General features: G+C 70.4%; 19 protein-coding genes. 3 read left to right on the forward strand and 16 right to left on the reverse strand.

The annotated features are described in order from the left end of the window. Window positions 1-65 precede the first annotated feature (65 nt). Window positions 66-1,916, forward strand: a complete 1,851-nt coding sequence (locus B7K21_RS04705) for a glycoside hydrolase family 3 protein (RefSeq protein WP_084074045.1) — start codon at window positions 66-68, stop codon at window positions 1,914-1,916. A gap of 18 nt (window positions 1,917-1,934) precedes the next feature. Here the strand turns inward: B7K21_RS04705 and B7K21_RS04710 are convergent, their stop codons facing one another. From B7K21_RS04710 to B7K21_RS04755, 10 genes are all read right to left on the reverse strand, one after another. Next, window positions 1,935-2,843 (reverse strand): N-acetylglucosamine-6-phosphate deacetylase, encoded by a 909-nt coding sequence (locus tag B7K21_RS04710; protein ID WP_234989182.1) that lies wholly within the window; start codon window positions 2,841-2,843, stop codon window positions 1,935-1,937. 1 nt (window position 2,844) lies between these two features. Then, window positions 2,845-3,627 (reverse strand): glucosamine-6-phosphate deaminase, encoded by a 783-nt coding sequence (locus B7K21_RS04715; RefSeq protein WP_084074046.1) that lies wholly within the window; start codon window positions 3,625-3,627, stop codon window positions 2,845-2,847. After that, window positions 3,620-4,513, reverse strand: coding sequence for an ROK family protein (locus tag B7K21_RS04720; RefSeq protein WP_084074047.1), 894 nt, complete (start codon window positions 4,511-4,513; stop codon window positions 3,620-3,622). The genes B7K21_RS04715 and B7K21_RS04720 overlap by 8 nt, the downstream gene beginning before the upstream one ends. Beyond that, window positions 4,510-5,952, reverse strand: a complete 1,443-nt coding sequence (locus B7K21_RS04725; protein WP_084074048.1) for a glycoside hydrolase family 3 protein — start codon at window positions 5,950-5,952, stop codon at window positions 4,510-4,512. The genes B7K21_RS04720 and B7K21_RS04725 overlap by 4 nt, the downstream gene beginning before the upstream one ends. Then, on the reverse strand, window positions 5,949-6,788 hold the full coding sequence (locus B7K21_RS04730; protein WP_144016068.1) for a carbohydrate ABC transporter permease: 840 nt from the start codon (window positions 6,786-6,788) through the stop codon (window positions 5,949-5,951). The genes B7K21_RS04725 and B7K21_RS04730 overlap by 4 nt, the downstream gene beginning before the upstream one ends. Then, window positions 6,785-7,741 carry a carbohydrate ABC transporter permease gene (locus B7K21_RS04735; protein ID WP_084074049.1) on the reverse strand — a complete coding sequence of 319 codons (957 nt, stop codon included), beginning with the start codon at window positions 7,739-7,741 and terminating at the stop codon, window positions 6,785-6,787. Before B7K21_RS04735 ends, B7K21_RS04730 begins: the two co-directional genes overlap by 4 nt. Before the next feature lie 98 nt (window positions 7,742-7,839). Further along, window positions 7,840-9,156 carry an extracellular solute-binding protein gene (locus B7K21_RS04740; protein WP_084074050.1) on the reverse strand — a complete coding sequence of 439 codons (1,317 nt, stop codon included), beginning with the start codon at window positions 9,154-9,156 and terminating at the stop codon, window positions 7,840-7,842. A 63-nt stretch (window positions 9,157-9,219) separates the two neighbouring features. Then, on the reverse strand, window positions 9,220-10,437 hold the full coding sequence (locus B7K21_RS04745; protein WP_234989183.1) for an ROK family transcriptional regulator: 1,218 nt from the start codon (window positions 10,435-10,437) through the stop codon (window positions 9,220-9,222). Between the two features lie 278 nt (window positions 10,438-10,715). Continuing rightward, window positions 10,716-11,705, reverse strand: coding sequence for a malate dehydrogenase (locus B7K21_RS04750; RefSeq protein ID WP_084074051.1), 990 nt, complete (start codon window positions 11,703-11,705; stop codon window positions 10,716-10,718). A 60-nt stretch (window positions 11,706-11,765) separates the two neighbouring features. Next, entirely contained in the window at window positions 11,766-12,983 is a 1,218-nt protein-coding gene (locus tag B7K21_RS04755) for an NADP-dependent isocitrate dehydrogenase (RefSeq protein WP_084074052.1), read from the reverse strand. A gap of 265 nt (window positions 12,984-13,248) precedes the next feature. Between B7K21_RS04755 and B7K21_RS04760 the strand changes: the two genes are divergently transcribed. Continuing rightward, window positions 13,249-14,097: an aquaporin gene (locus B7K21_RS04760; RefSeq protein WP_159448416.1), complete on the forward strand. Its 849-nt coding sequence runs from the start codon at window positions 13,249-13,251 to the stop codon at window positions 14,095-14,097. A 9-nt stretch (window positions 14,098-14,106) separates the two neighbouring features. On the opposite strand, the gene B7K21_RS04765 is transcribed toward B7K21_RS04760, so the two are convergent. From B7K21_RS04765 to purN, 3 genes are read right to left on the reverse strand one after another with little or no spacing between them, the layout of a single operon-like run. After that, on the reverse strand, window positions 14,107-14,367 hold the full coding sequence (locus tag B7K21_RS04765) for a DUF3017 domain-containing protein (RefSeq protein ID WP_084074054.1): 261 nt from the start codon (window positions 14,365-14,367) through the stop codon (window positions 14,107-14,109). Window positions 14,368-14,381: 14 nt separating this feature from the next. Further along, window positions 14,382-15,941: a bifunctional phosphoribosylaminoimidazolecarboxamide formyltransferase/IMP cyclohydrolase gene (purH, locus tag B7K21_RS04770; RefSeq protein WP_084074055.1), complete on the reverse strand. Its 1,560-nt coding sequence runs from the start codon at window positions 15,939-15,941 to the stop codon at window positions 14,382-14,384. A 37-nt stretch (window positions 15,942-15,978) separates the two neighbouring features. Then, window positions 15,979-16,599 (reverse strand): phosphoribosylglycinamide formyltransferase, encoded by a 621-nt coding sequence (purN, locus tag B7K21_RS04775; RefSeq protein WP_084074056.1) that lies wholly within the window; start codon window positions 16,597-16,599, stop codon window positions 15,979-15,981. 99 nt (window positions 16,600-16,698) lie between these two features. Here purN and B7K21_RS04780 point away from each other — a divergent pair, with 99 nt between their 5' ends. Beyond that, entirely contained in the window at window positions 16,699-17,076 is a 378-nt protein-coding gene (locus B7K21_RS04780) for a hypothetical protein (RefSeq protein WP_084074057.1), read from the forward strand. 3 nt (window positions 17,077-17,079) lie between these two features. Here B7K21_RS04780 and B7K21_RS04785 read toward each other — a convergent pair whose 3' ends face one another. The 3 genes from B7K21_RS04785 to sucC all read right to left on the reverse strand — a co-directional run bounded on the left by B7K21_RS04785 (window position 17,080) and on the right by sucC (window position 20,680). Then, window positions 17,080-18,480, reverse strand: coding sequence for a DUF6350 family protein (locus B7K21_RS04785; RefSeq protein ID WP_084074058.1), 1,401 nt, complete (start codon window positions 18,478-18,480; stop codon window positions 17,080-17,082). Window positions 18,481-18,623: 143 nt separating this feature from the next. Next, window positions 18,624-19,502, reverse strand: coding sequence for a succinate--CoA ligase subunit alpha (gene sucD, locus B7K21_RS04790; protein ID WP_084074059.1), 879 nt, complete (start codon window positions 19,500-19,502; stop codon window positions 18,624-18,626). Between the two features lie 11 nt (window positions 19,503-19,513). Then, window positions 19,514-20,680, reverse strand: coding sequence for an ADP-forming succinate--CoA ligase subunit beta (gene sucC / locus B7K21_RS04795; protein WP_084074060.1), 1,167 nt, complete (start codon window positions 20,678-20,680; stop codon window positions 19,514-19,516). Window positions 20,681-20,962: the final 282 nt, after the last annotated feature.

Consider the following 20,962-nt stretch of genomic DNA (forward strand, 5'->3'; position numbering starts at 1 on the left):
GCACGTAGCTCCTGTCTTCAAGCTGCCCACCCGTTGAGTCCCCACGCGCGCCAAGGAAGGTTCACGTGAAGGTCCGATCCGTCGTCACCGTCTCGCTCATCGGACTGCTGGCGCTGTCCGGATGCTCGCCCGAACCCACGGTCGATCCCGCCCCCTCGGACGGGATCGACCGCAGCTACCTGGATTCCTCGCTCCCGCTGGAGACGCGCGTCGAGGTGCTCCTGTCGCAGATGACCCAGGCGGAGAAGCTGGGCCAGATGACGCAGGTCGAAGAGGACTCCCTCGAGCCGGGCGACGTCGCGCTGCTGAACCTCGGAAGCGTGCTGCACGGCGGCGGCGGCCTGCAGGGCGCGTCCGACGCTGCGGCGTGGAAGGCGACAGTGCTCGAGCATCAGCGCGAAGCCATGGAGGACACGCGCCTCGGCATCCCGCTGCTCTACGGCATCGACGCCGTGCACGGCTTCGGCGGCATGGACGGCGCGACGGTGTTCCCGCATCAGATCGGGCTCGGGGCCGCGAACGACCCCGAGCTCATGACGCAGATCGGGCACGCCACGGCGCAGGAGCTGGCCGCCGTGGGCATCCGCTGGAACTTCGCGCCGGTGCTCGCCATGCCGGGCGACATCCGCTGGGGCCGCACGTACGAGACCTACTCGCAGGATCCCGACGTCGTGGCGAGCCTGGGCACCGCGTACCTTCGCGGCCTTCAGGGCTCCGATCTCGCGGACCCGTCGACGGTCCTCGCCACACCCAAGCACTTCGTGGGCGACGGAGCGACCGTGTACGGGACGTCGACACAGATCATCCAGGTGCCCTACCTGCTCGACCAGGGCGACGCCCCCGCCGACCCCGCACTGCTGGAGGGCTCGCTGCTACCCCCCTACCGGGCAGCGATCGACGCGGGCGCGCGCTCCATCATGGCTTCGTTCTCCTCGTGGGGTGGCGAGAAGGTACATGGTGACGCGACGCTGCTCACGGACACGCTGCGCGGCGAACTGGGCTTCACCGGGTTCGTCGTCTCAGACTGGGGCGGCTGCGATCAGGTCGCCGCCAAGACCGGCTTCGAGAAGGTCGCGCAGTGCGTCAACGCGGGCGTCGACATGGTGATGACGCCCTTCGACGGCGAAGGCTTCCAGTCCTCGCTCGAGATGGCCGTGAGCCGCGGCGACGTCTCGCAGGCGCGGATCGACGAGGCGGTCAGCCGCATCCTCACCGTCAAGTTCCAGATGGGACTGTTCGACGGTCCCGTCGACCCGGCCGTCCCGACCGACGTCGTCGGCAGCGCCGAGCACCGCGAACTCGCCCGCCGAGCAGTCCAGGAGTCTCAGGTGCTGCTGTCGAACGACGGCGTGCTGCCCATCGGGCCGGAGGTGCGCACCATCGCCGTGGTGGGCGACGCGGCGGACGACATGGGGGTCCAGGCGGGCGGCTGGACCAGGTCCTGGCAGGGCGATGTGGGCCCCGTCATCCCCGGGACGACCATCGCGGAGGGGATCCAGCAGCGCGCGGGCGCAGACGTCTTGGTGACGGTCGGGATGCCCGATTCCGGCCAGGTCGACCTCTGCATCGCCGCCGCGGGCGAGGTGCCGTACGCCGAGGGCATGGGCGACTCGACGACGCTCGCGCTTCCCGGCCTGACCGTCCTGGATGAGCTCGGCGACCGGTGCGCAAGCACCGTCCTCGTGGTCGTGACGGGACGGCCCGTGCTGATCACGAACACCGTCGACCGCGTCGACGCCGTCGTCGTGGCATGGCTTCCCGGCACCGCGGGAGAGGGCATCGCCGACACGCTCTTCGGCGACGTCCCCTTCACGGGGACGCTGCCCGTCAACTGGCCGCGAAACCTGGACCAGGTGCCCACGGCGCCGGACGGCGAGGAGTACCTCTTCCCAATCGGCTTCGGACTCACCGGGTAGCGCGGCTTCGCGCTCGCGTCAGGCGGGAACCGTCCACCCGCAGGCCTGCAGCGCCTTGACCGGGGTCACGGTCGCTGCCTCGATCGCGGCCTCGCGGGAGATGCCCGACGCTTCACACACCTCGATCGCTCGGCTCAGCACGAGCGTGGAGCCCGCAAGCGTGTCTGTTCCCGCGAGGACGGCCTTGCCGCCCGAGACGGTCACCTCGAGCTCGCCCAGCAGGTAGGTGCCCTCGTCCGACGCAGCAGCCGCCATCGCGTCGGTCACCAGCACGACGCGACCGGGGGCGGCCGCGAACAGCAGTGAGAGCGACTCGGGTGCGACGTGGAAGCCGTCGGCGATGACCTCGAGGAAGACACGCTCGTCCGCGAGCGCGGCTCCGAGCGGACCCGGAGCACGCCCGGCGATCGGCGGCATCGCGTTGAACGCATGCGTGATGAGCCTCGCTCCCGCCGCGAAGGCGTCCCGCGCCTGCGCCGCCGTGCACTCGGTGTGCCCGACCGCGACGACCACGCCCGCCTCGGCGAAGCGCTCGATCGCCGCGAGCGCTCCCGGAAGTTCCGGTGCCATCGTGATCTGGCGCAGGTCCTCGCCGCAGGCGTCGATGAGGCTCGCCACCGCGTCGGGCGCGGGATCGATCAGCGCACTTTCGGGGTGAGCACCCTTCCGCGAAGGTGCCAGGAACGGACCTTCGAGGTGGATGCCCAGGAGGTTGGGCGACTGCCGCATGGCCTCGCGCACGACGGCGATCCGGCGCTCCATCGCGTCGAGCGGTTCAGTGACGAGCGACGCGACCATGCGGTCCGTGCCGGTCGCCTGGTGCGCCGCAAGCGCCGCAAGCGTGCCTTCGACGGTCGCGCCGAACGCATGCCCGCCACCGCCATGACTGTGGATGTCAATGGCACCGCGCATGTCGACGACGTTCACCTCACAGACCCTGCCATGCGGGCTTGTGATCCGCCGCCCAGCGGTAATAGTCGAGGTGCTTGAGACGCGAGGCGGCGGCGTCATCGACCACGACGGTCACGTGCGGGTGCAGCTGGATAGCGGAACCCGGCATAGACGACGACACGGGCCCCTCCACGGACGCCGCGAGCGCCTCGGCCTTGCCCTCGCCGAACGCGAGCAGCACCAGGTGCTTCGCGCGAAGGATCGTGCCCAGGCCCTGCGTGACGCAATGAATCGGCACCTCGTCGAGCGAGTCGAAGAAGCGCGCGTTGTCGATCCGCGTCTGCTCCGTGAGGGTCTTCACTCGCGTGAGCGAGCCGAACGACGAGCCCGGCTCATTGAACCCGATGTGGCCCGTCGTGCCGATGCCGAGGATCTGCAGGTCGACACCGCCGGAGGCCGCGAGCAGTGCCTCGTAGCGCTCGCCCGCCGTCTCGATGCGTTCGAGCGACCCGTCCGGCACGTGCACGCGCGAGGGGTCGGCGCCCACGGCCTCGACGAACTCCTTCGTGATCACCGACCGGTAGCTCTCAGGATGCTCCACCGGCAGGCCCACGTACTCGTCGAGCGCGTACGCGGAGACTCGCGAGAAGTCGAGCCCGTCGCGTGCGCGAGCACCCAACGCCTCATACACGGGTAGCGGTGTGGAGCCTGTGGCGACGCCAAGCACCGTCTCCGGATTCCCTGCCACGAGGCCAGCGATGTGCGAGGCGACGACCTCGCCGGCCGCCTCCTTGGTGGATGCGAGGACGATCTCAGCCACGTCCGGCTCCTCTCATGGCCGCGCCGATGGCGGCGACCGGGGTCTCGGGGTCGAGCACGCGCATGCGTGCAGTGAGGTCGACGGACGCGAGGAACGGACTGTTGCGCTCCCAGCCGCGGATGACGCGGCGCGTGCCGTCGAGAAGGGAGTCGCCCATGCGGGTGAGTCCGCCGCCGAGCAGCACCTCCTCCACATCGAGCGTGAGGACGAGCACGCGTACCGCGCTCGCGACGCCGAAGAACAGTCCGTCGCGGATGCGCGCCGCGAGCGGATCGGTCTCAGCCTGCGCCAGCACATCGACCGCGGGCGCACCGCCCGCTTGGATCGCGATGCCCGAGCCAGACGCGTACGTCTCGAGGCCGCCGGGCAGGCCGTCTGGACCGAGCGGGCCGTGCGGATCGACCGCGATGTGCCCGATCTCTCCGGCCGAGCCGCGCGCCCCGCGCCACACGGTGCCGTCAAGGATCAGACCGGCGGCGAGTCCGGTGCCCAGGTTGAGGAACGCAACCGAGCGCTTCTCGGAGCCGGTCGACACCCACGCGCCCACCGCGGCCGCATTCACGTCGTTGTCCACGACAGGCCGCGCGCCCCATGCATGCGCCAACTCGCCCGCAAGGTCCAGGCGCGTGATGCCTAGATTCTGCGCGTGACTGACGACGCCGTCGAGCACGGAGCCTGGCACGCCCACGCCGATCGAGTCGGCCGACGCGGGATCGATGCCTGCCTCCGCACACACCTGCGCTACGGCCGCGACCGCCTCGGCGACCACCGCGTCGGGCCCGTGGCCGGAGGGCCGCACCTGCCTGCACAGGACACGCCCCGTCTCGTCGACGAGCACCGCATCAGTCTTGGTGCCGCCGATGTCGATGCCCAGGTGCCGCGTCATGAGGCCACCGCCTCGAGCAGTGCCTCGCCCACGAGGCGCGATGCGCCGTAGGTGGCGACATCGGCGTAGCCGGCCGACACGTCGGGCCAGCCCATGTCCACGGCCAGTGTGGGCACGGCGGCCCGCAGCGCGTCGATCGCCTCCCGCGCGAAGGCGTGGCGGTGGTTGTCCTTGCCGACGACCACGGCGAGCGCTCCCGCCGGGATGGCGGCCACGGCGTCGGCCGGGTCGTCGCCGGGCCGCACCGTGGCGACCGGCTCAATGCCGAGGGCGAAAGGACCCCACGGGCTCGCGCCGACCGCGATGTTCGCGGCGGGTTCAAGCCTGACCCACGCCACCTCCCGGCCCGTCGACAGCGCGTGCGCGGCAGCGTCGGTCACCTCGAACGCGTCACGCACGCGCGGCGCCTCCAGCCCCGGCACCTGCCCGACGCGGAGGCCCTCAGGCACCGGGCGCTCGGACCGGGCGGCGGCGAGGGATGCGCCGAGATCCTGGACGCGCCTGACCGCACGCTCAAGATCGGCAGCGTCGAGATCGCCCTCCGCCACCGCCTCGTCGAACGCGGCGAGGATCGCCGTGATCTGCTCGTCCGTGTTGGCCGTGCCGATGCACAGGAAGTCGCAGCCTCCATGGATCGCGAGCACCGCCGCGGCGGGGATGCCGCGACCGCCCGAGGCTCCCGCCATGTCGAGCGCATCGGAGACGACCACGCCCTCGAAGCCCAGTTCACCGCGCAGCAGATCCCTCAGGATCGGACGGCTGAAAGTCGCCGGCGCCGTCGCGTCGAGCGCCGGCACCAGGATGTGCGACGACATGAGCGTGAGCGTTCCCGCCTCGATGGCGGCCACGAAGGGCGCCAGCTCGCGAGCGCGCACCGTCGCCTCGTCGGCCGTGACCGTCGGGAGCGACACGTGGCTGTCCTGCGCCGTATCGCCGTGACCCGGGAAGTGCTTCGCGCACGCCGCGATGCCTGTGCTCTGTACTCCCCTGGTCCACGCGGCGCCATGCACACCCGCTACCTCCGCGTCCGCGCCGAAGCTGCGCACGCCGATCACAGGGTTCAACGGGTTCGAGTTCACGTCCACGTCAGGCGCCATCGTCAGATCCACGCCCGCGGCGCGAAGCTCCCAGCCGACCTGCGCACCGACGGTCTCCGTCAGCGTCGCGTCGCCGAGGCGACCCAGGATCGCGTTGCCAGGGAAGGGCGAGCCCTGCGACTGATAGAGCCGCGACACGTCGCCGCCCTCCTCGTCGATCGCGATGATCGCGTGCGGGTTCGCGACGTGGATCGCCTGCGTGAGGGCGCGCAACTGCGCGGGCGAGTGGACGTTGGTGCCGAACAGGCACACCCCGCCCATACCCTCGCGAAGTCGCCGCTCCACCCAGGCGGGAAGCTCGGGCCCCTCGAAGCCCGGCATCAGGGTGGCGAGGCCCGTCATCCCTTCACCGCCCCGCCCACGAGGCCCTGCGCCATGCGGCCCTGGACGATCATGAAGAACACGATGACGGGGATCGCGACCAGCACCGAGCCGGCCATGACCTCGCCCCACTCGGTCACGCCCAGGTTGGAGGTCTGCGCGAAGTCGCGCAGCCACAGCGGCAGCGTCGCCTTCTCGTTCTCGGTCAGGATGATCGAGGCGAGCGCGAACTCGTTCCACACCTGCACGAACGCGAACACGCCGCTCGCGACCAGACCCGGCGCGAGGAGGGGGAACGTGATGCGGCGGAACGCGCCCATGCGGGTGCAGCCGTCGATCATCGCGGACTCCTCGAGGTCCACGGGGACGCCCGCGACGAAGCCGCGCAGCATCCACGTCGTGAACGGCACCACCATCGCCAGATAGATGATCGAGACGCCGAGCACCGAGTTCAGCAGGCTCACGGAGGCGAGCATCTTGTACTGCGCGATGAACATCGCCTCCGCGGGGAGCATCTGCACCAGGATGACGGTCAGGACGAACGCCTTGCGACTGCGGAACCGGAAGCGGGCGATCGCAAACGACGCGAGCGTGGCGAACGCGACGCACACCACGAGCACGAGCGCCGTGACGGTGAGCGACATGCCCAGGGCGCTGAGGAAGCCGTTGTCGTCGAGCACCGCCTGGTAGTTGCCGAGCGTGCCGTTGGTCGGGAAGAACGTGGGGGTGAGACGGTTGATGGACGCAGGCGTCTGGAACGACGTGTTAATCATCCAGTAGACCGGGAAGGCCCAGATCGCGGCCAGCGCCACGGCGACCAGCGCGCCGACGCCCCTGCCGAGCTTCTTCGCTCTCATGACTGCTCGTCCTCCTTGAGCATGCTGCGCACATAGCCCCAGCTCACGCCCAGCGTGAGGAGCATGACCACCATCGCGGCGGCCGACGCCATGCCGAACTGGCCCTGGCCGATGCCCAGGCCGTAGATGTAGGTGCCGAGCAGGTCGTAGCGCTCGCCGGCCGCGCCGAAGTCCTGCAGCAGCTGGATCTGCGCGAACACGCGCAGATCCCAGATCAGCTGCAGCAGCAGCAGGATGACGAGCACGGGCCGGATGATCGGCATGATGATGAGACGGAGGGTCTGGAAGCGTCCCGCGCCGTCGAGCTGCGCCGCCTCCATCACCTCCTCGCTGACCTGAGTGAGGCCCGCGTAGACGGAGAAGGCGACGAAGGGCACCGATGCCCAGACGATGATCGTCATCGCGACGCCGAAGAAGCTGAGGGGCTGGATCAGCCAGTTGTGGCCCAGCATGTCCATCCCGAACACCTCGGTGAGGACATAGTTGACCACGCCGTTGCGGTCGTCGATGAGCCAGTTCGCGACGGTCATCTGCGCCACGATGGGCATCGACCACGCCAGCAGCATCGCCACCTGCAGGACGATGCGCGACCACGCGGGGATGGCCTTCATGAGCAGCGCGAAGGCGATGCCGATCGTCATCGTGATGAGCGCCGTCAGCGCCATGAAGGCGAGCGAGCGAGCGGTGATGATCCAGAACTGCGCGCTGGTGAGCAGGGCGATGTAGTTGTCGAGGCCGATGAACTCGGCCGGCTGCCCGAACTGCTGGGCGAGTCCGTACTCCTTGAAGGAGTTGATGATCTGCCACGCGACGGGATAGCCCATGCCGATCAGCAGGGTGGCGACGGCGGGGATGATCAGCCAGTACGGAAGCGAGGAGCGCCTGCGGCGACGGGGCTTCGCCGGAGCCGTCCTGTCGGCGCCGGGAGGCGCCGGGGCGGCGAGGGTGGTCATGCGAGGGCCTTTCGAGAAGGGGTCGGACGGGGCTCCGGCCGGACCGCGGCCGCTGGGGTCGCGGCCCGGCCGGAGCGTCAGGGTCCCGTCAGGGCGTGTCAGCCGTTGATCAGCTCGTTGATCTTGGCGTCGGCCTCAGCGGCCAGCGCTGCGACGTCGCCACCCTCGGCGACCGCCTGGAAGTAGTCCTCCATGATCCCGGCCTCCTCGATGCTGGCCCAGCCGGCCGCGGCCGGGGTGAGCTTCGCGTTCGATGCGGCCTCGAGGGCGACAGCGTTCACGCCCTCGAAGTAGCTGTTCTCCGCGTAGATGTCAGCGAAGTCCAGGTTGGCCGGGCCCATGCCGTTCTCGGCGAGCATCGTCTGGTACTCGTCGGAGAAGATGATGCGCATGAGGTCCATCGAGCCCTCGACGTTCTGCGTCGCGGCCGAGACACCGATGTTCGAGCCACCGGCGAACACGGGGGCCGTGCCGCCATCGACGCCCGGAAGCGCGTAGACGCCGAACGTCTCGGGGTTCCACACGTAGCCCTCGGTCTCCTCGTCGTAGTCGCCGAGGGTCCAGGTCGCCCAGCTCGGCGCCAGGGTCGAGGACGCCGGGGTGCCCGGCAGGAACTCGTCGTTGATCGCCGAGTAGGTGGTGGTGTCGTCGTCCGTGGGCTGCGCCACGTTGCCGGTCTGGAACAGCGTCTGCCACTGCTCCATGCCCTCGATCGACTCGGGCGAGGACAGCGAGCCGGTCCACGAGGAGCCGTCATAGGTGGCGATGTCGCCGCCGTTGGCGAAGATCCACGAGATGCCCGAGCGCCAGTCACGGCCCGCGAGGTAGGCGCCGCCCACACCCTGGTCCTTCATGGCCGCGTTGACCTCGGTGTACTCGGCGAGCGTCGAGGGAACCTCGACGCCGGCGGCCGCGTAGATGTCCTTGCGGTAGAAGACCGCGCGCGAGCCGAAGTAGTACGGGAGCGCGTAGACCTGGTCGCCGATCGAGCCGGCCTCGACGAAGCCGGGGAGCAGCGAGTCGCCGCCGAGCTCGTCGTAGTAGTCGGTCAGGTCCATGAACGCACCGACGGTGGTGAACGTCGCGGCCTGCGTGTTGCCGACCTCGGCCACGTCAGGGGTGTTCGCCGAGTCGGGCAGAGCGGTGGTGAGCGACGAGATCAGGTCGCCCCAGCCGATCTGCTCGACCGTGAGCGAGCCGCCGTTGACGTCCGCGTACTCGGTCTTCAGGTAGTCGATGAGGGCATCCGGAGTGTCGGTCCCGGCCAGCCACAGGGTGATGTCCTGAGGGGTCGACTCGTCGCTCGTGGAGGTGGCGGTCGAGGTGGGCTCGTCGTCACCGGCGGACGAGCAGCCAGCGAGGGCGAGGGCTCCGGCGGCCGCAAAGGCGGTCGCGGAGAGCATCGTCTTCTTCATTGCCTTGTTCTTTCTCTTGTGGTGCGGCCGTGACCATCGGGGCCACGTCCCTGGGTGAGGGAGTCAGCTGACCCCCAACTGGCCCGTGAGGACCATGACCGCGGCTCCGAGCACGACGATGTCGCGCCCGAGTTCGGTCATCCGCACCGCCTGGTGGCCGTGGACACTGGCCATCGTGCGGGCACGGAGGGTGTCGGCGGCGCTGGCGAGCAGCGGACCGTCGAGCACATCGAGGGGGCCGCTGATGACGACCTCCCCCAAGTCGAGGGCGCCCACGACGGGCGCGAGCGCGATGCCGAGCCGCTCGCCCGCAGCGACCAGCACCGCGGTCCGGGCTTCAGCGTCGGGCGCGGCGTCGAGCCGCTCCCTGAGGTGGGGCATCGCCAGCCAGGTCTCGAGGCAGCCGACCTTGCCGCAGGCGCAGGTCTCGCCGCCGTCGGTGCCGACCACCACGTGGCCGATCTCGCCTGCGGCGGAGGAGGCTCCCCAGACGAGACTGCCGCCGATCACGAGGCCGGCACCGACGCCGCGGCCGACGCGGACGAGCATGAGGTTCTCGTCGGCTCCCCCGAACGTGCGCTCGGCGAGAGCCGCGGAGTTGGCATCGTTCGCGACCTGTACGGGCAGCCCGCTGCGCTGCGCGAGCACCGACTGCAGCGGCACGTCGTACCAGCCGAGGTTCGGCGCGTTCAGCACGGTGCCGTCAGCAGCCACGATGCCAGGAGATCCGACGCCGACGCCGAGCACCGGGGCCTGCGCCGCCTGCTGCAGGCGGTCGAGCACGACGCCCGCAGCCTCGATCGCGTCGTCGCCCGTGAGTCCGGTGACGTCGAGCTCCTCGCGGTGGAGCACGATGCCGTCGAGGTCGGTGACCACGCCGCGGAACATCGCGTCCTTGGAGAGGTCGAGCGCGAGGATCGCGAAGCCCGCACGGTTGATGTCGAGCAGCGTCGCGGGCTTGCCGGGGCGCGAGTCGGCGCGCACGCCGAGCTCGACGACGAGGTGGTCGGCGATGAGGTCCGCGACGAGGTCCGAGATCGTGACGCGGGTGAGGCCTACCTCGCGAGCCAGGTCGGCGCGACTGAGGCCCTCAGCGCGGTACAGGGCCTGAAGCACGAGCACGCGGTTGTGACGCCGCGCGTGCTCGGGGCGGACGCGGGCGCCGGGGCGAACCTTCGAGGCGAGCGCGGTGCGGCGCGCGGCCAGGATTCCGTCGGGGGCGTCGGCACCCTGCGGGGCACCCGTCTGGGTTCCCGAAGAGGTCATGTCCGCCGTGGTCATGTTTGTTAGTAAAGGTTACTAACGAATGTCGCGCAACCCCTCCGCGTGAATCTGTGACGAACTGTTACCGTTCCGTGACACTCCCAGTTCCGCGAACGCCACAGCGCCGCACAGCCCGGCCCCGCACGCCAGTAGTCATCCAGTGTCGAAGAGCGGCCCACTTCCAGCCCTGAACGACTACCAGGACGCCGAGGGCAGTGTCACGCCTCGCAGGATGCGCAAGACATAGACGAGCGCCCCGAGCCGTCAGGCCCGGGGCGCTCCAGAACAGCTGCCGATCAGAGCAGCCCGAGCTCCTTCACCGCGTCACGCTCCTCCACCAGCTCAGCCACCGACACGTCGATGCCCGCCTGCGTGTAGTCGTCGATCTCGAGGCCCTGCACGATCTCCCACGCGCCGCCCTTCGAGACGGCAGGGAACGACGACACCAGCCCCGAGGGCACGCCATACGAACCATCCGAAGGCATCGCGACGGACGTCCAGTCACCCGCGGGCGTACCGAGCACCCAGTCGTGCACGTGCTCGATCGCGGCGTTGGCGGCAGAGGCTGCCGAGGACGCCCCGCGCGCCTCGATGATGGCCGCGCCGCGCTTGGCGACGGTGGGCACGAACTCGTCCTTGACCCACGCGTCGTCCGCGATGACCTCCGACGCCGCGCGCCCTCCGATCGTGGCGTGCGTGATGTCAGGGTGCTGCTTGGCCGAGTGGTTGCCCCAAATCGCGACGCGCTCGATCGACGACACCGGCGAGCCCGACTTTGCGGCGAGCTGCGCGAGGGCGCGGTTGTGGTCCAGGCGCATCATGGCGTTGAAGCGGTCGGCGGGCACATCGGGCGCGTGCGCGGAGGCGATGAGCGCGTTCGTGTTGGCGGGGTTGCCGACCACGAGGATGCGCACGTCGTCCGCCGCGCCCGCGTTGATCGCCTCGCCCTGCGGGCCGAAGATGCCGCCGTTGGCGGCAAGCAGGTCGCCGCGCTCCATGCCGGCTCCCCGAGGGCGCGCGCCCACGAGCAGGCCGACGTTGACGCCGGAGAAGGCCGCCTTCGGGTCGTCGAAGATGTCGATGCCGGCAAGCAGCGGGAACGCGCAGTCCTCGAGCTCCATCGCGGTGCCCTCGGCTGCCTTCACCCCCTGCGGGATCTCGAGCAGGTTGAGCTTCACCGGGGTGTCGGGGCCGAGCATCTGACCGGACGCGATGCGGAACAGCAGCGCATATCCGATCTGACCTGCGGCGCCGGTGACGGTGACAGTGACGGGTGAGGTGCTCACGACAGTGTGACTCCTTGCATGGGAACGGGAGGGGGACGTGGGGGTTCGACCTGCCGGCCTCTAGGCGAGGCGGGCTGCGAGATTCGAGTCGAGCGTGCCGAGGAACTCCTCGGTGGTCTGCCACTCCTGGTCAGGCCCGACGAGCAGAGCGAGGTCCTTGGTCATCGAGCCGGACTCGACCGTCTCGACGATGACCTTCTCGAGCGTCTCGGCGAAGCCCGTAACCTCGGGCGTGCCGTCGAGCTTGCCGCGGTGCTTGAGGCCGCCGGTCCACGCGAAGATCGACGCGATCGGGTTGGTCGAGGTGGGCTTGCCCTGCTGGTGCTGACGGTAGTGGCGCGTGACGGTGCCGTGCGCCGCCTCCGCCTCGACGGTCTTGCCGTCAGGCGTCATGAGCACGGACGTCATGAGTCCGAGCGAGCCGAAGCCCTGCGCCACGGTGTCCGACTGCACGTCGCCGTCGTAGTTCTTGCAGGCCCAGACGTAGCCGCCCTCCCACTTCATCGCGGCGGCGACCATGTCGTCGATCAGGCGGTGCTCGTAGGTGATGCCGGCCTTCGCGAAGTCGGCCTTGAACTCCTTCTCGAACACGTCGGCGAAGATGTCCTTGAACGCGCCGTCGTACTGCTTGAGGATCGTGTTCTTGGTGGAGAGGTACACGGGGTAGCCGCGCATGAGTCCGTACGCGAACGAGGCGCGAGCGAAGTCCTCGATGGACTTGTTGAAGTTGTACATGCCCATCGCGACGCCGCCGTCCTCGCCGTAGTTGGCGACGACGTGCTCGATCGGCGCGGAGCCGTCCTCGGGCGTGAACGTGACGGTGAGCTTGCCGGCGCCGGGCACCTTGAAGTTGGTGGCCTTGTACTGGTCGCCGTGGGCGTGGCGGCCGATGACGATCGGCTTGGTCCAGCCCGGAACGAGGCGCGGGATGTTGGAGATGATGATCGGCTCGCGGAACACGACGCCGCCGAGGATGTTGCGGATCGTGCCGTTGGGGCTCACGTACATGCGCTTGAGGCCGAACTCCTCGACGCGCGCCTCGTCGGGCGTGATGGTGGCGCACTTGACGCCCACGCCGTGCTTCTTGATGGCGTGCGCCGCGTCGATGGTGATCTGGTCGTCGGTCGCGTCGCGCGACTCGATGCCGAGGTCGTAGTACTCGAGGTCGATGTCGAGATACGGGTGGATCAGGCGGTCCTTGATGAACTGCCAGATGATCCGCGTCATCTCGTCGCCGTCGATCTCGACGACCTTGCCTTCGACCTTGATCTTCGCCATCGCTGTCCTCACATCGTCGGGGTGGGTCCGCACCCAGGCTAGTCCACGCACGGGGCCTCGCCTACACGAGCCCACGAGCGCCAGGAGGGGACGACGGTCCCATGCCCGACGCGTCGGCTGGGCGTGTGCCCGACGCGTCGGCGTGGTGCGACGCGGCCGCGACGGGGGCGGCCCCGCCCGCCTGGCTCGCCGCGCGCACTCGCCGTTCGCCTGCCAGGATCGACACAGACGCCGCCACGGGGGCGGGTCACGTGAAGGGGGCATCATGTCCGAGTCTGAGCACCGCGCCGTTCCCGACCCTGAGGTCCACGACCTGGACGACCCAGAGGAGACCGACTTCGAGGAGGCGGCTGGCCCCGCGCTGCTCGCCCGGATGGGCGCCGAGGCGGCGGGAACGTTCGTCCTGGTGTTCATGGGAGTCGGCGCCGCGCTGTTCTCCGGGGTGCTGAATTGGGGGATCGTCGCTGTCGCGTTCGGCTTCGCGTTGGGCGTGATGATCGCCGCGCTGATCTTCGGCGGCGTCTCGGGCGCGCACCTCAACCCTGCCGTGACGTTCGGGCTGTGGATCGCGGGCCGGCTCCCCGGCAGGGACGTGGTGCCGTACATGATTGCGCAGGTGATCGGAGCGGCAGCCGCGGGCGGTCTGTTCACGGTGCTCGTGTCCTCGAACGAGCTGTACGCGCAGCTGGGCACCACGCGGGAGTTCATCGGCACGGCATCCAACGGCTTCGACGACCACTCCCCCACGGGCTTCGGCATCCTGGCCGCGGCGATCATCGAGATCGTGATCGCCGCTCTGCTCGTGGGCGTGGTCCTCTCGGTCACGTCGGTCACGCGCAAGGCCGGGGCCGCGGCCGCGCCGTTCGCGATCGGTCTCACGGTCGGATTCCTGGTCATGGTCGCGGTGCCGTTCACCAACGGTGCGCTCAATCCCGCACGCGCGACGGGCACCGCGCTGTGGTCGGATCCGTGGGCGCTGCAGCAGCTGTGGCTGTTCTGGGCCGCGCCGCTGCTGGGCGCGGCGATCGCGGGCGTGCTGTTCCGCGCGCTGGGTCCCCGCGAGGATCTGCTGAGCTACGTGCGCGTCGAGACGGTCGAGGTCATCTCCGGCTGACCTCGACCGCTAGAGCGGCGTCGTGAGGCCCAGAAAGGTCAGGGCGGCCGTGAACGCGACCATCATGGCCACGTCCACCGCGCGACGACGCACCGCGAACGCGCGCTCGGCAGGAAGCACGAGCCGCGCGACAGCGCCCGCGGCGCATGCGACGGCCATCACGAGCACCCCCACTCGCGCGCCGAGGACGAGCGAGAGCAGCACGGCGCCCACGGCGGCGAGCACCGTGAGCAGCGCGACCTGCACGGAGGTCTGAGGCGTCTGGATCATGAGGGCGTCCCGGCTCAGTGGAAGAAGTGCCTGGTGCCGGTGTGGAACAGCGCGATGCCGGCCTCCTCGGCTGCTGCGATGACCTCGGCGTCGCGCACGGAACCTCCCGGTGAGACGACCGCGGTCACGCCCGCGTCGATGAGCACCTGCAGTCCATCGGCGAACGGGAAGAACGCGTCCGACGCGGCGACCGAGCCGCGCGCGCGATCCTCGCCCGCGCGCTCCACGGCGAGGCGGCACGAGTCGACGCGGTTCACCTGCCCCATGCCGATGCCGACCGCGGCGCCGTCGCGTGCGAGCAGGATCGCGTTGGACTTCACGGCGCGGCAGGCGCGCCATGCGAGCTCGAGGTCGGCCTTCACCGCGTCGGAGACGGCGCCGCCGGCGACCTGCTGCCACGCGCTGGGGCTGTCACCCTCGGCGTCGATCGCGTCGACGGACTGCATGAGCATGCCGCCGCTGATGCGGCGCGTCTCGACGCCCGTGGTCGACGGCTTCACGACGAGCAGACGCAGGTTCTTCTTGGCTGTGAGGATCTCGAGAGCCTCGGGCTCGAAGCCCGGTGCGGCGACGACCTCGGTGAAGATGTCCTTGATCTGATTCGCGGCCTCTGCGGTGATCTCACGGTTGGCCGCGATCACGCCGCCGAACGCGGAGACGGGATCCGTGGCGTGCGCCCTGCGGTGCGCCTGCGCGATGTCCTCGCCCACGGCGATGCCGCACGGGTTCGCGTGCTTGATCACTGCCACGGCCGGCCGCTCGTGGTCGTACGCCGCCCGCACCGCCGCGTCGGCGTCGACGTAGTTGTTGTAGCTCATCTCCTTGCCGTGCAGCTGCTCGGCGTAGGCGAGGCCGTTCGCCGACAGCGGGTCGCCGTACACTGCCGCGCGCTGGTGCGGGTTCTCGCCGTAGCGCAGGGTGCCGAGGCGCTCCCACGACGCGGCCGCCCAGCCGGGGAACCCCGACCCGTCGTCGTCGGGCGCGACCACGTTGCCCATCCAGGACGCGACGTGGATGTCGTACGTCGCGGTGTGGCGGAACGCCTTGGCCGCGAGAAGCTTGCGCTGCGCGAGCGTGAACCCACCCTCGGAGATCGCGGCGAGGACGGTCGCGTAGTCGGCGGGGTCGACGACCACGGCCACCGACGGGTGGTTCTTGGCAGCCGCGCGCACCATCGAGGGGCCGCCGATGTCGATCTGCTCGATGACGTCGTCCTCGCCCGCGCCCGAGGCGACGGTCGCGGCGAATGGATACAGGTTGACGATCACCAGGTCGAACGGCTCGATGTCCAGTTCGTCGAGCTGAGCGCGGTGCTCGGGCAGGCGACGATCCGCGAGGATGCCTGCGTGAATGCGCGGGTGGAGCGTCTTGACGCGACCGTCGAGGCACTCGGGGAAGCCCGTGATCTGGTCCACGGGGGTGACGGGCACGCCCGCGTCGGCGATGCGCGCCGCCGTGGAGCCTGTCGAGACGACCTGGATCCCGGCGTCGGCCAGGGCCGTGGCGAGTTCTGCGAGGCCCGTCTTGTCGTACACGGAGATGAGCGCTCGGCGCACCGGCTGGCGATCGGTCATGGTCGTCCTTCCCTCCGCGGCCGCGCGGGCCGTCGTGTCATCCGAGCCGCGCGACGCGGCCCTCCACGGTCCACCCGTCGCGCACCATCCGTCCCACGGTGTCCACGACGAGCGCACGCTCCACGGCCTTGATGCGCTCGTGCAGCGACTCCTCGGTGTCATTGTCCCGCACGTCCACGGCGCTCTGCGCCAGGATCGGACCCGTATCCACGCCCTCGTCGACGAGCATCACGGTGCAGCCCGTGACCTTCGCGCCCCCCGCGAGCGCGTCCCGCACCGCGTGGGCGCCCGGGTAGCTGGGCAGCAGCGCAGGGTGCGTATTGACGATCAGTCCCGGCCAGCGCGACAGCACCGGCGCGCCGAGCAGGCGCATGAAACCGGCGCACACCACTAGATCAGGCTCGAACGTCGCCACGGTGCGCGCGAGCGCCTCGTCCCACGTCGCCCGGTCAGGGAACTCCCCCGGCGAGACGACCGCGGTGGCGACCCCGGCGTCGGACGCGATCTCCAGCGCGCGCACACCAGGACGGTCCGAGACGACCGCGGCGACCCGCGCCCCGAACGCCTCGTCCTCGGCAGAACGCAGCAGCGCCTCCATCACGGAACCCGTGCCGGAGACGAGCACCACGAGCCGCTGGGGGGAGCGTCGGTTTGTCACGGATGCGAGCCTATCGGCATGCTTGAGGGCACATCGATCCGAAGGAGCCCCGTGGCATCCCCCACCCCGCCCCCTGTGCCAGCGCCGCAGGAGCCAGCCGTGCGCGCCGCCAGAGCGCTCACGGTGCTCGTGCTCGGCGTGCTGGTGCTGTATCTCCTGGGGTTCCCGTATGCGCTGGGGCTCGCGGCGCTCGGCCCGCTCGTCGCGGTGGTGGGCATCCTCGCCCTCACGCTGCGCGGCGCCGGCACGCTCACCACGTGGGCGCGCACGAGCGCAGCCATCTCGACCGGCCTGGGGGTCATCGCGACCTTCACGGGCCTGGGCATGATCGTGCTCTACCAGCCCTTCGCCGACCTCGCCGAATGCCGGTCGCGCGCGCTCACGATCACGGCCGACCGCGAGTGCCAGGCCGATTTCGACGCGGCCTACCAGGACATGCTCGACCGCTTCGGAGTGGAGTTGCCCTCGCAGCCCTGACGCTCAGTCGTCGCCGTCGCGCTCGTCGCGGCGGAAGCGCGCGGCGGCGCTCGCGGCCGTCCCCGCAGTCTGCGGTGCCGCCTCGGGCTCCGGGTCCCGCTCGGGCTCGTGAGGCGCGCGCGCTGGCGCAGAGGATGTCCGCGCCGCGGGCGACACCTCCCGCGCGCGCGTCGGCTGGGCTCCCGACCGGGGCGCCGCTTGGCGCAGCGCGCTGGACGACCGAGGCCTCACCTGAGGCTCGGGCGCGAACGCGCGCGACACCGCGGTGGCGAGCAGCACCAGCAGGTGCCCGGCGCCGATGAGCAGACCTGCGGCGAGGCCCACGGCCCACGCATCGGGCCCCGTGACGGCCAGGCGTCCCGGCCCGATCGCACCGGATGCGAGCCCGGCCAATGCGGCCGTCATGAGCGTGGCGGCGACGACCTCCGCCACCAGCACCGCCGCATCGGCCCTCCATGCGGGGATGCGTCGATGCATCGCGACGCGCGCGATCGCGCCGACGGCGACCAGCAGCAGCGGCGCCCACACCAGCGGCCCGCCCGACGCGGTGGGCAGCGCGCCCAGCAGCGGCACCTCGGGCAGGTCTCCGGTCAGCAGTTGCGACGGAGCCCACAGCGTGTCATCGCCGATGCGGAATCCCAGGCCGGTGAGCCACGCCAGTGCCCACACGACGAGCGTGGGTGCGTACGCCGTCTCTCCCAGCGCGAGCACGACGCCGCCGACGCCGTCCACGCCCAGCCCCGTGGCGGTCTCGGCCATGGTGTGCCGCCCGGCGACCGCCCACGCGATCGCGACCAGAGCGGCGACGCCGAGCGCGAGCGCGACGGACGCCGCGGCGATGCGCGTGCCCACGCGCACGGGTGCAGGGACGAGCTCGAGCGCGTCCACGGTGAGGCCGTGCGCTCGCACGCGCCCGATCACGGCCCCCGGCACCGCGAGTACGAACGCGCCCACCACGGCGCGCGTGATCAGATCCGAGCCGTCGGGCGTTCCCGCCCACACCAACGCGGCCACGGAGCCGACGACGAACGCGTAGCTCGCGACCGCGAGCGCGACCGCGACCCATGAGCGGTCAAGGAAACGCTGCGCGGTCGCGACGAGCACGGTGAGGCACACGAGGCTGAGCCCGAGCGGCACGAGCGTGAACGCGGCGAGATCGGTCTCGACGGGAACGCCGTGCGCCAGCAGCCACAGCTTCGAGGCGATTGCGGCTCCGGCGGACCAGTCCACCGTGCCTGTGCCTGTGGGCGTGGGAGCGGCGGCGACAGCCGCGAGAGCGGGCGCGATCACCGCCATCAGTGAGACCAGCGCGGCGAGAGCGCCCGTGACGAGTCCGCTCGCCCAGCCCGGCAGCGCGTCGGCCAGGCCGCGCAGGCGCGAGCGCAGGGACGTGGACGCGGTCATGGCATCTATGGTCGCTCGGATGGCGTCCCGGTCCGGGGACCGCCGCGCGGCGACCCGCGGCGACGTGCGTGCTGGACGCGCAGACGCAGCGAGGGTCGGCTCCCGCCTGGGGCCGACCCTCGCTGTGTGTGCTGACGAATCGTCTAGCTGAGGATCTCCCGCATGAGCTGCGCGGTCTCGGACGGGGTCTTGCCGACCTTCACGCCCGCGGCCTCGAGAGCCTCCTTCTTCGCCTGCGCGGTGCCCGCCGAGCCTGACACGATGGCGCCCGCGTGGCCCATGGTCTTGCCCTCGGGGGCCTCGAAGCCCGCGACGTAGCCGACGACGGGCTTCGTGACGTGCTCCTTGATGTACGCGGCCGCGCGCTCCTCTGCGTCTCCGCCGATCTCGCCGATCATCACGATCGCCGCGGTCTCCGGGTCGTTCTCGAACGCCTCGAGGCAGTCGATGTGCGTGGTGCCCACGATCGGGTCGCCGCCGATGCCCACGGCCGTGGAGAAGCCGATGTCGCGCAGCTCGAACAGCATCTGATAGGTCAGAGTGCCGGACTTCGACACGAGGCCGATCTTGCCCGGGCCTGTGATGGACGCCGGCGTGATGCCCACGTTGGACTGTCCGGGCGTGATGAGGCCGGGGCAGTTCGGGCCGATGAGGCGCGTGCCCTTGGACTGCGCGTACGCGAAGAACTCGGCCGTGTCTGCGACTGGCACGCCCTCGGTGATGATCACCGCGAGGGGCATGCCCGCGTCGACTGCCTCGATGACTGCGGCCTTGGTGAAGGGCGGCGGGACGAACAGCACCGAGACGTCGGCGCCGGTCGCGGCCATCGCCTCGGCGACCGAGCCGAAGACTGGCACGGTGACGTCGCCGGGGAACTCGACCTCGGTGCCCGCCTTGCGCGGGTTCACGCCGCCCACGATCTGGGTGCCGGACGCGAGCATGCGCTGCGTGTGCTTCATGCCCTCGGAGCCGGTCATGCCCTGAACGATGACCTTGGAGTCCTTGGTGAGGAAGATCGCCATGTCAGCTCTCCTTACGATGCGGCCAGCTCGGCGGCCTTGGCCGCTGCGCCGTCCATGGTCTCGACGATGGTCACGAGCGGGTGGTTGGCGCGCGCGAGGATCGCGCGGCCCTCCTCGACGGCGTTGCCGTCCAGGCGCACCACGAGGGGCTTGCTCGCCTCGTCGCCGAGCGTCTCGAGCGCACCCACGATGCCGTCGGCCACAGCGACGCACGACGTGATGCCACCGAACACGTTGACGAACACGCTCTTGACCTGCGGGTCGTGAAGGATCACGTCGAGCCCGTTGGCCATGACCTCGGCCGAGGCGCCGCCGCCGATATCGAGGAAGTTCGCGGGCTTGACTCCGCCGAACTGCTCGCCCGCGTACGCGACGACGTCGAGCGTCGACATGACGAGGCCCGCTCCGTTGCCGATGATGCCCACGGAGCCGTCGAGCTTCACGTAGTTGAGGTTCATGTGCTTGGCCTTGGCCTCAAGCGGGTCGGCGGCGGCCTTGTCCTCGAGCGCGGCGTGGTCCTCGTGACGGAACTCGGCGTTCTCGTCGAGCGTGACCTTGCCATCGAGCGCGATGACCTCGCCGTCCTCGGTCAGCACCAGCGGGTTCACCTCGACGAGCGTGGCGTCCTCGTTCTTGTAGACGTGCCACAGGCGCACGATCACGTCGGCGACCTTGTTCCGCAGCGCCTCGGGGAACGACGCCTCGGCGACGATCTCGAGAGCCTTGGCCTTGTCGATGCCCTCGAGCGGGTCGATCGCGACCTTGGCGAGCGCCTCGGGGCGTTCGACGGCGAGCTCCTCGATCTCCATGCCGCCCTCGTAGGAGCACATCGCGAGGTAGCGGCGCTCGGCGCGGTCCAGCAGCACGGAGAAATAGAACTCCTGCGCGATCTTCGCGCCCGCGGCGATCATCACGCGGTGCACGGTGTGGCCCTTGATGTCCATCCCGAGGATCGCCTGCGCGGCGGCCTCGGCCTCGGAGGGCGAGTGGGCGAGCTTGACCCCGCCGGCCTTGCCTCGTCCACCGGTCTTCACCTGGGCCTTGACGACGACCGTGCCGCCGCCCAGCTGTTCAGCCGCGGCCTTCGCCTCGGCGGGGGTGGTGGCCACGATGCCGGGCAGCACGGGGACTCCGTGCTTCTCGAACACATCGCGGGCCTGGTACTCGTACAGGTCCATCGTTGGTCCTCACTTGTCGGGGACGCCGGGTCGCGGCGGTGGGGTTCGACGGAGACAGCCTAGCCCGAGCGTCGGGCCTGCCGACACGCCCGACGCGCTGTGCCACCCCCGTTCCCCGGTGGCGGTTCACCCGTGCTCGCCTTCCCGCCGCAGCCGTGACACGACTCCGCTCGTGCGAGCCCGCGGGTGCAGGACGTCACAGTCGCAGCCATCGACTTGGCAGTCCGCATGCACCTCGACGCGTGTGAGCTCGAACTGCTGGGCGACGGCGACGCGCCGCTC

Origin of the sequence: Demequina sp. NBRC 110052 (genome assembly GCF_002090075.1) — a bacterium.
Lineage (GTDB): Bacteria > Actinomycetota > Actinomycetes > Actinomycetales > Demequinaceae > Demequina.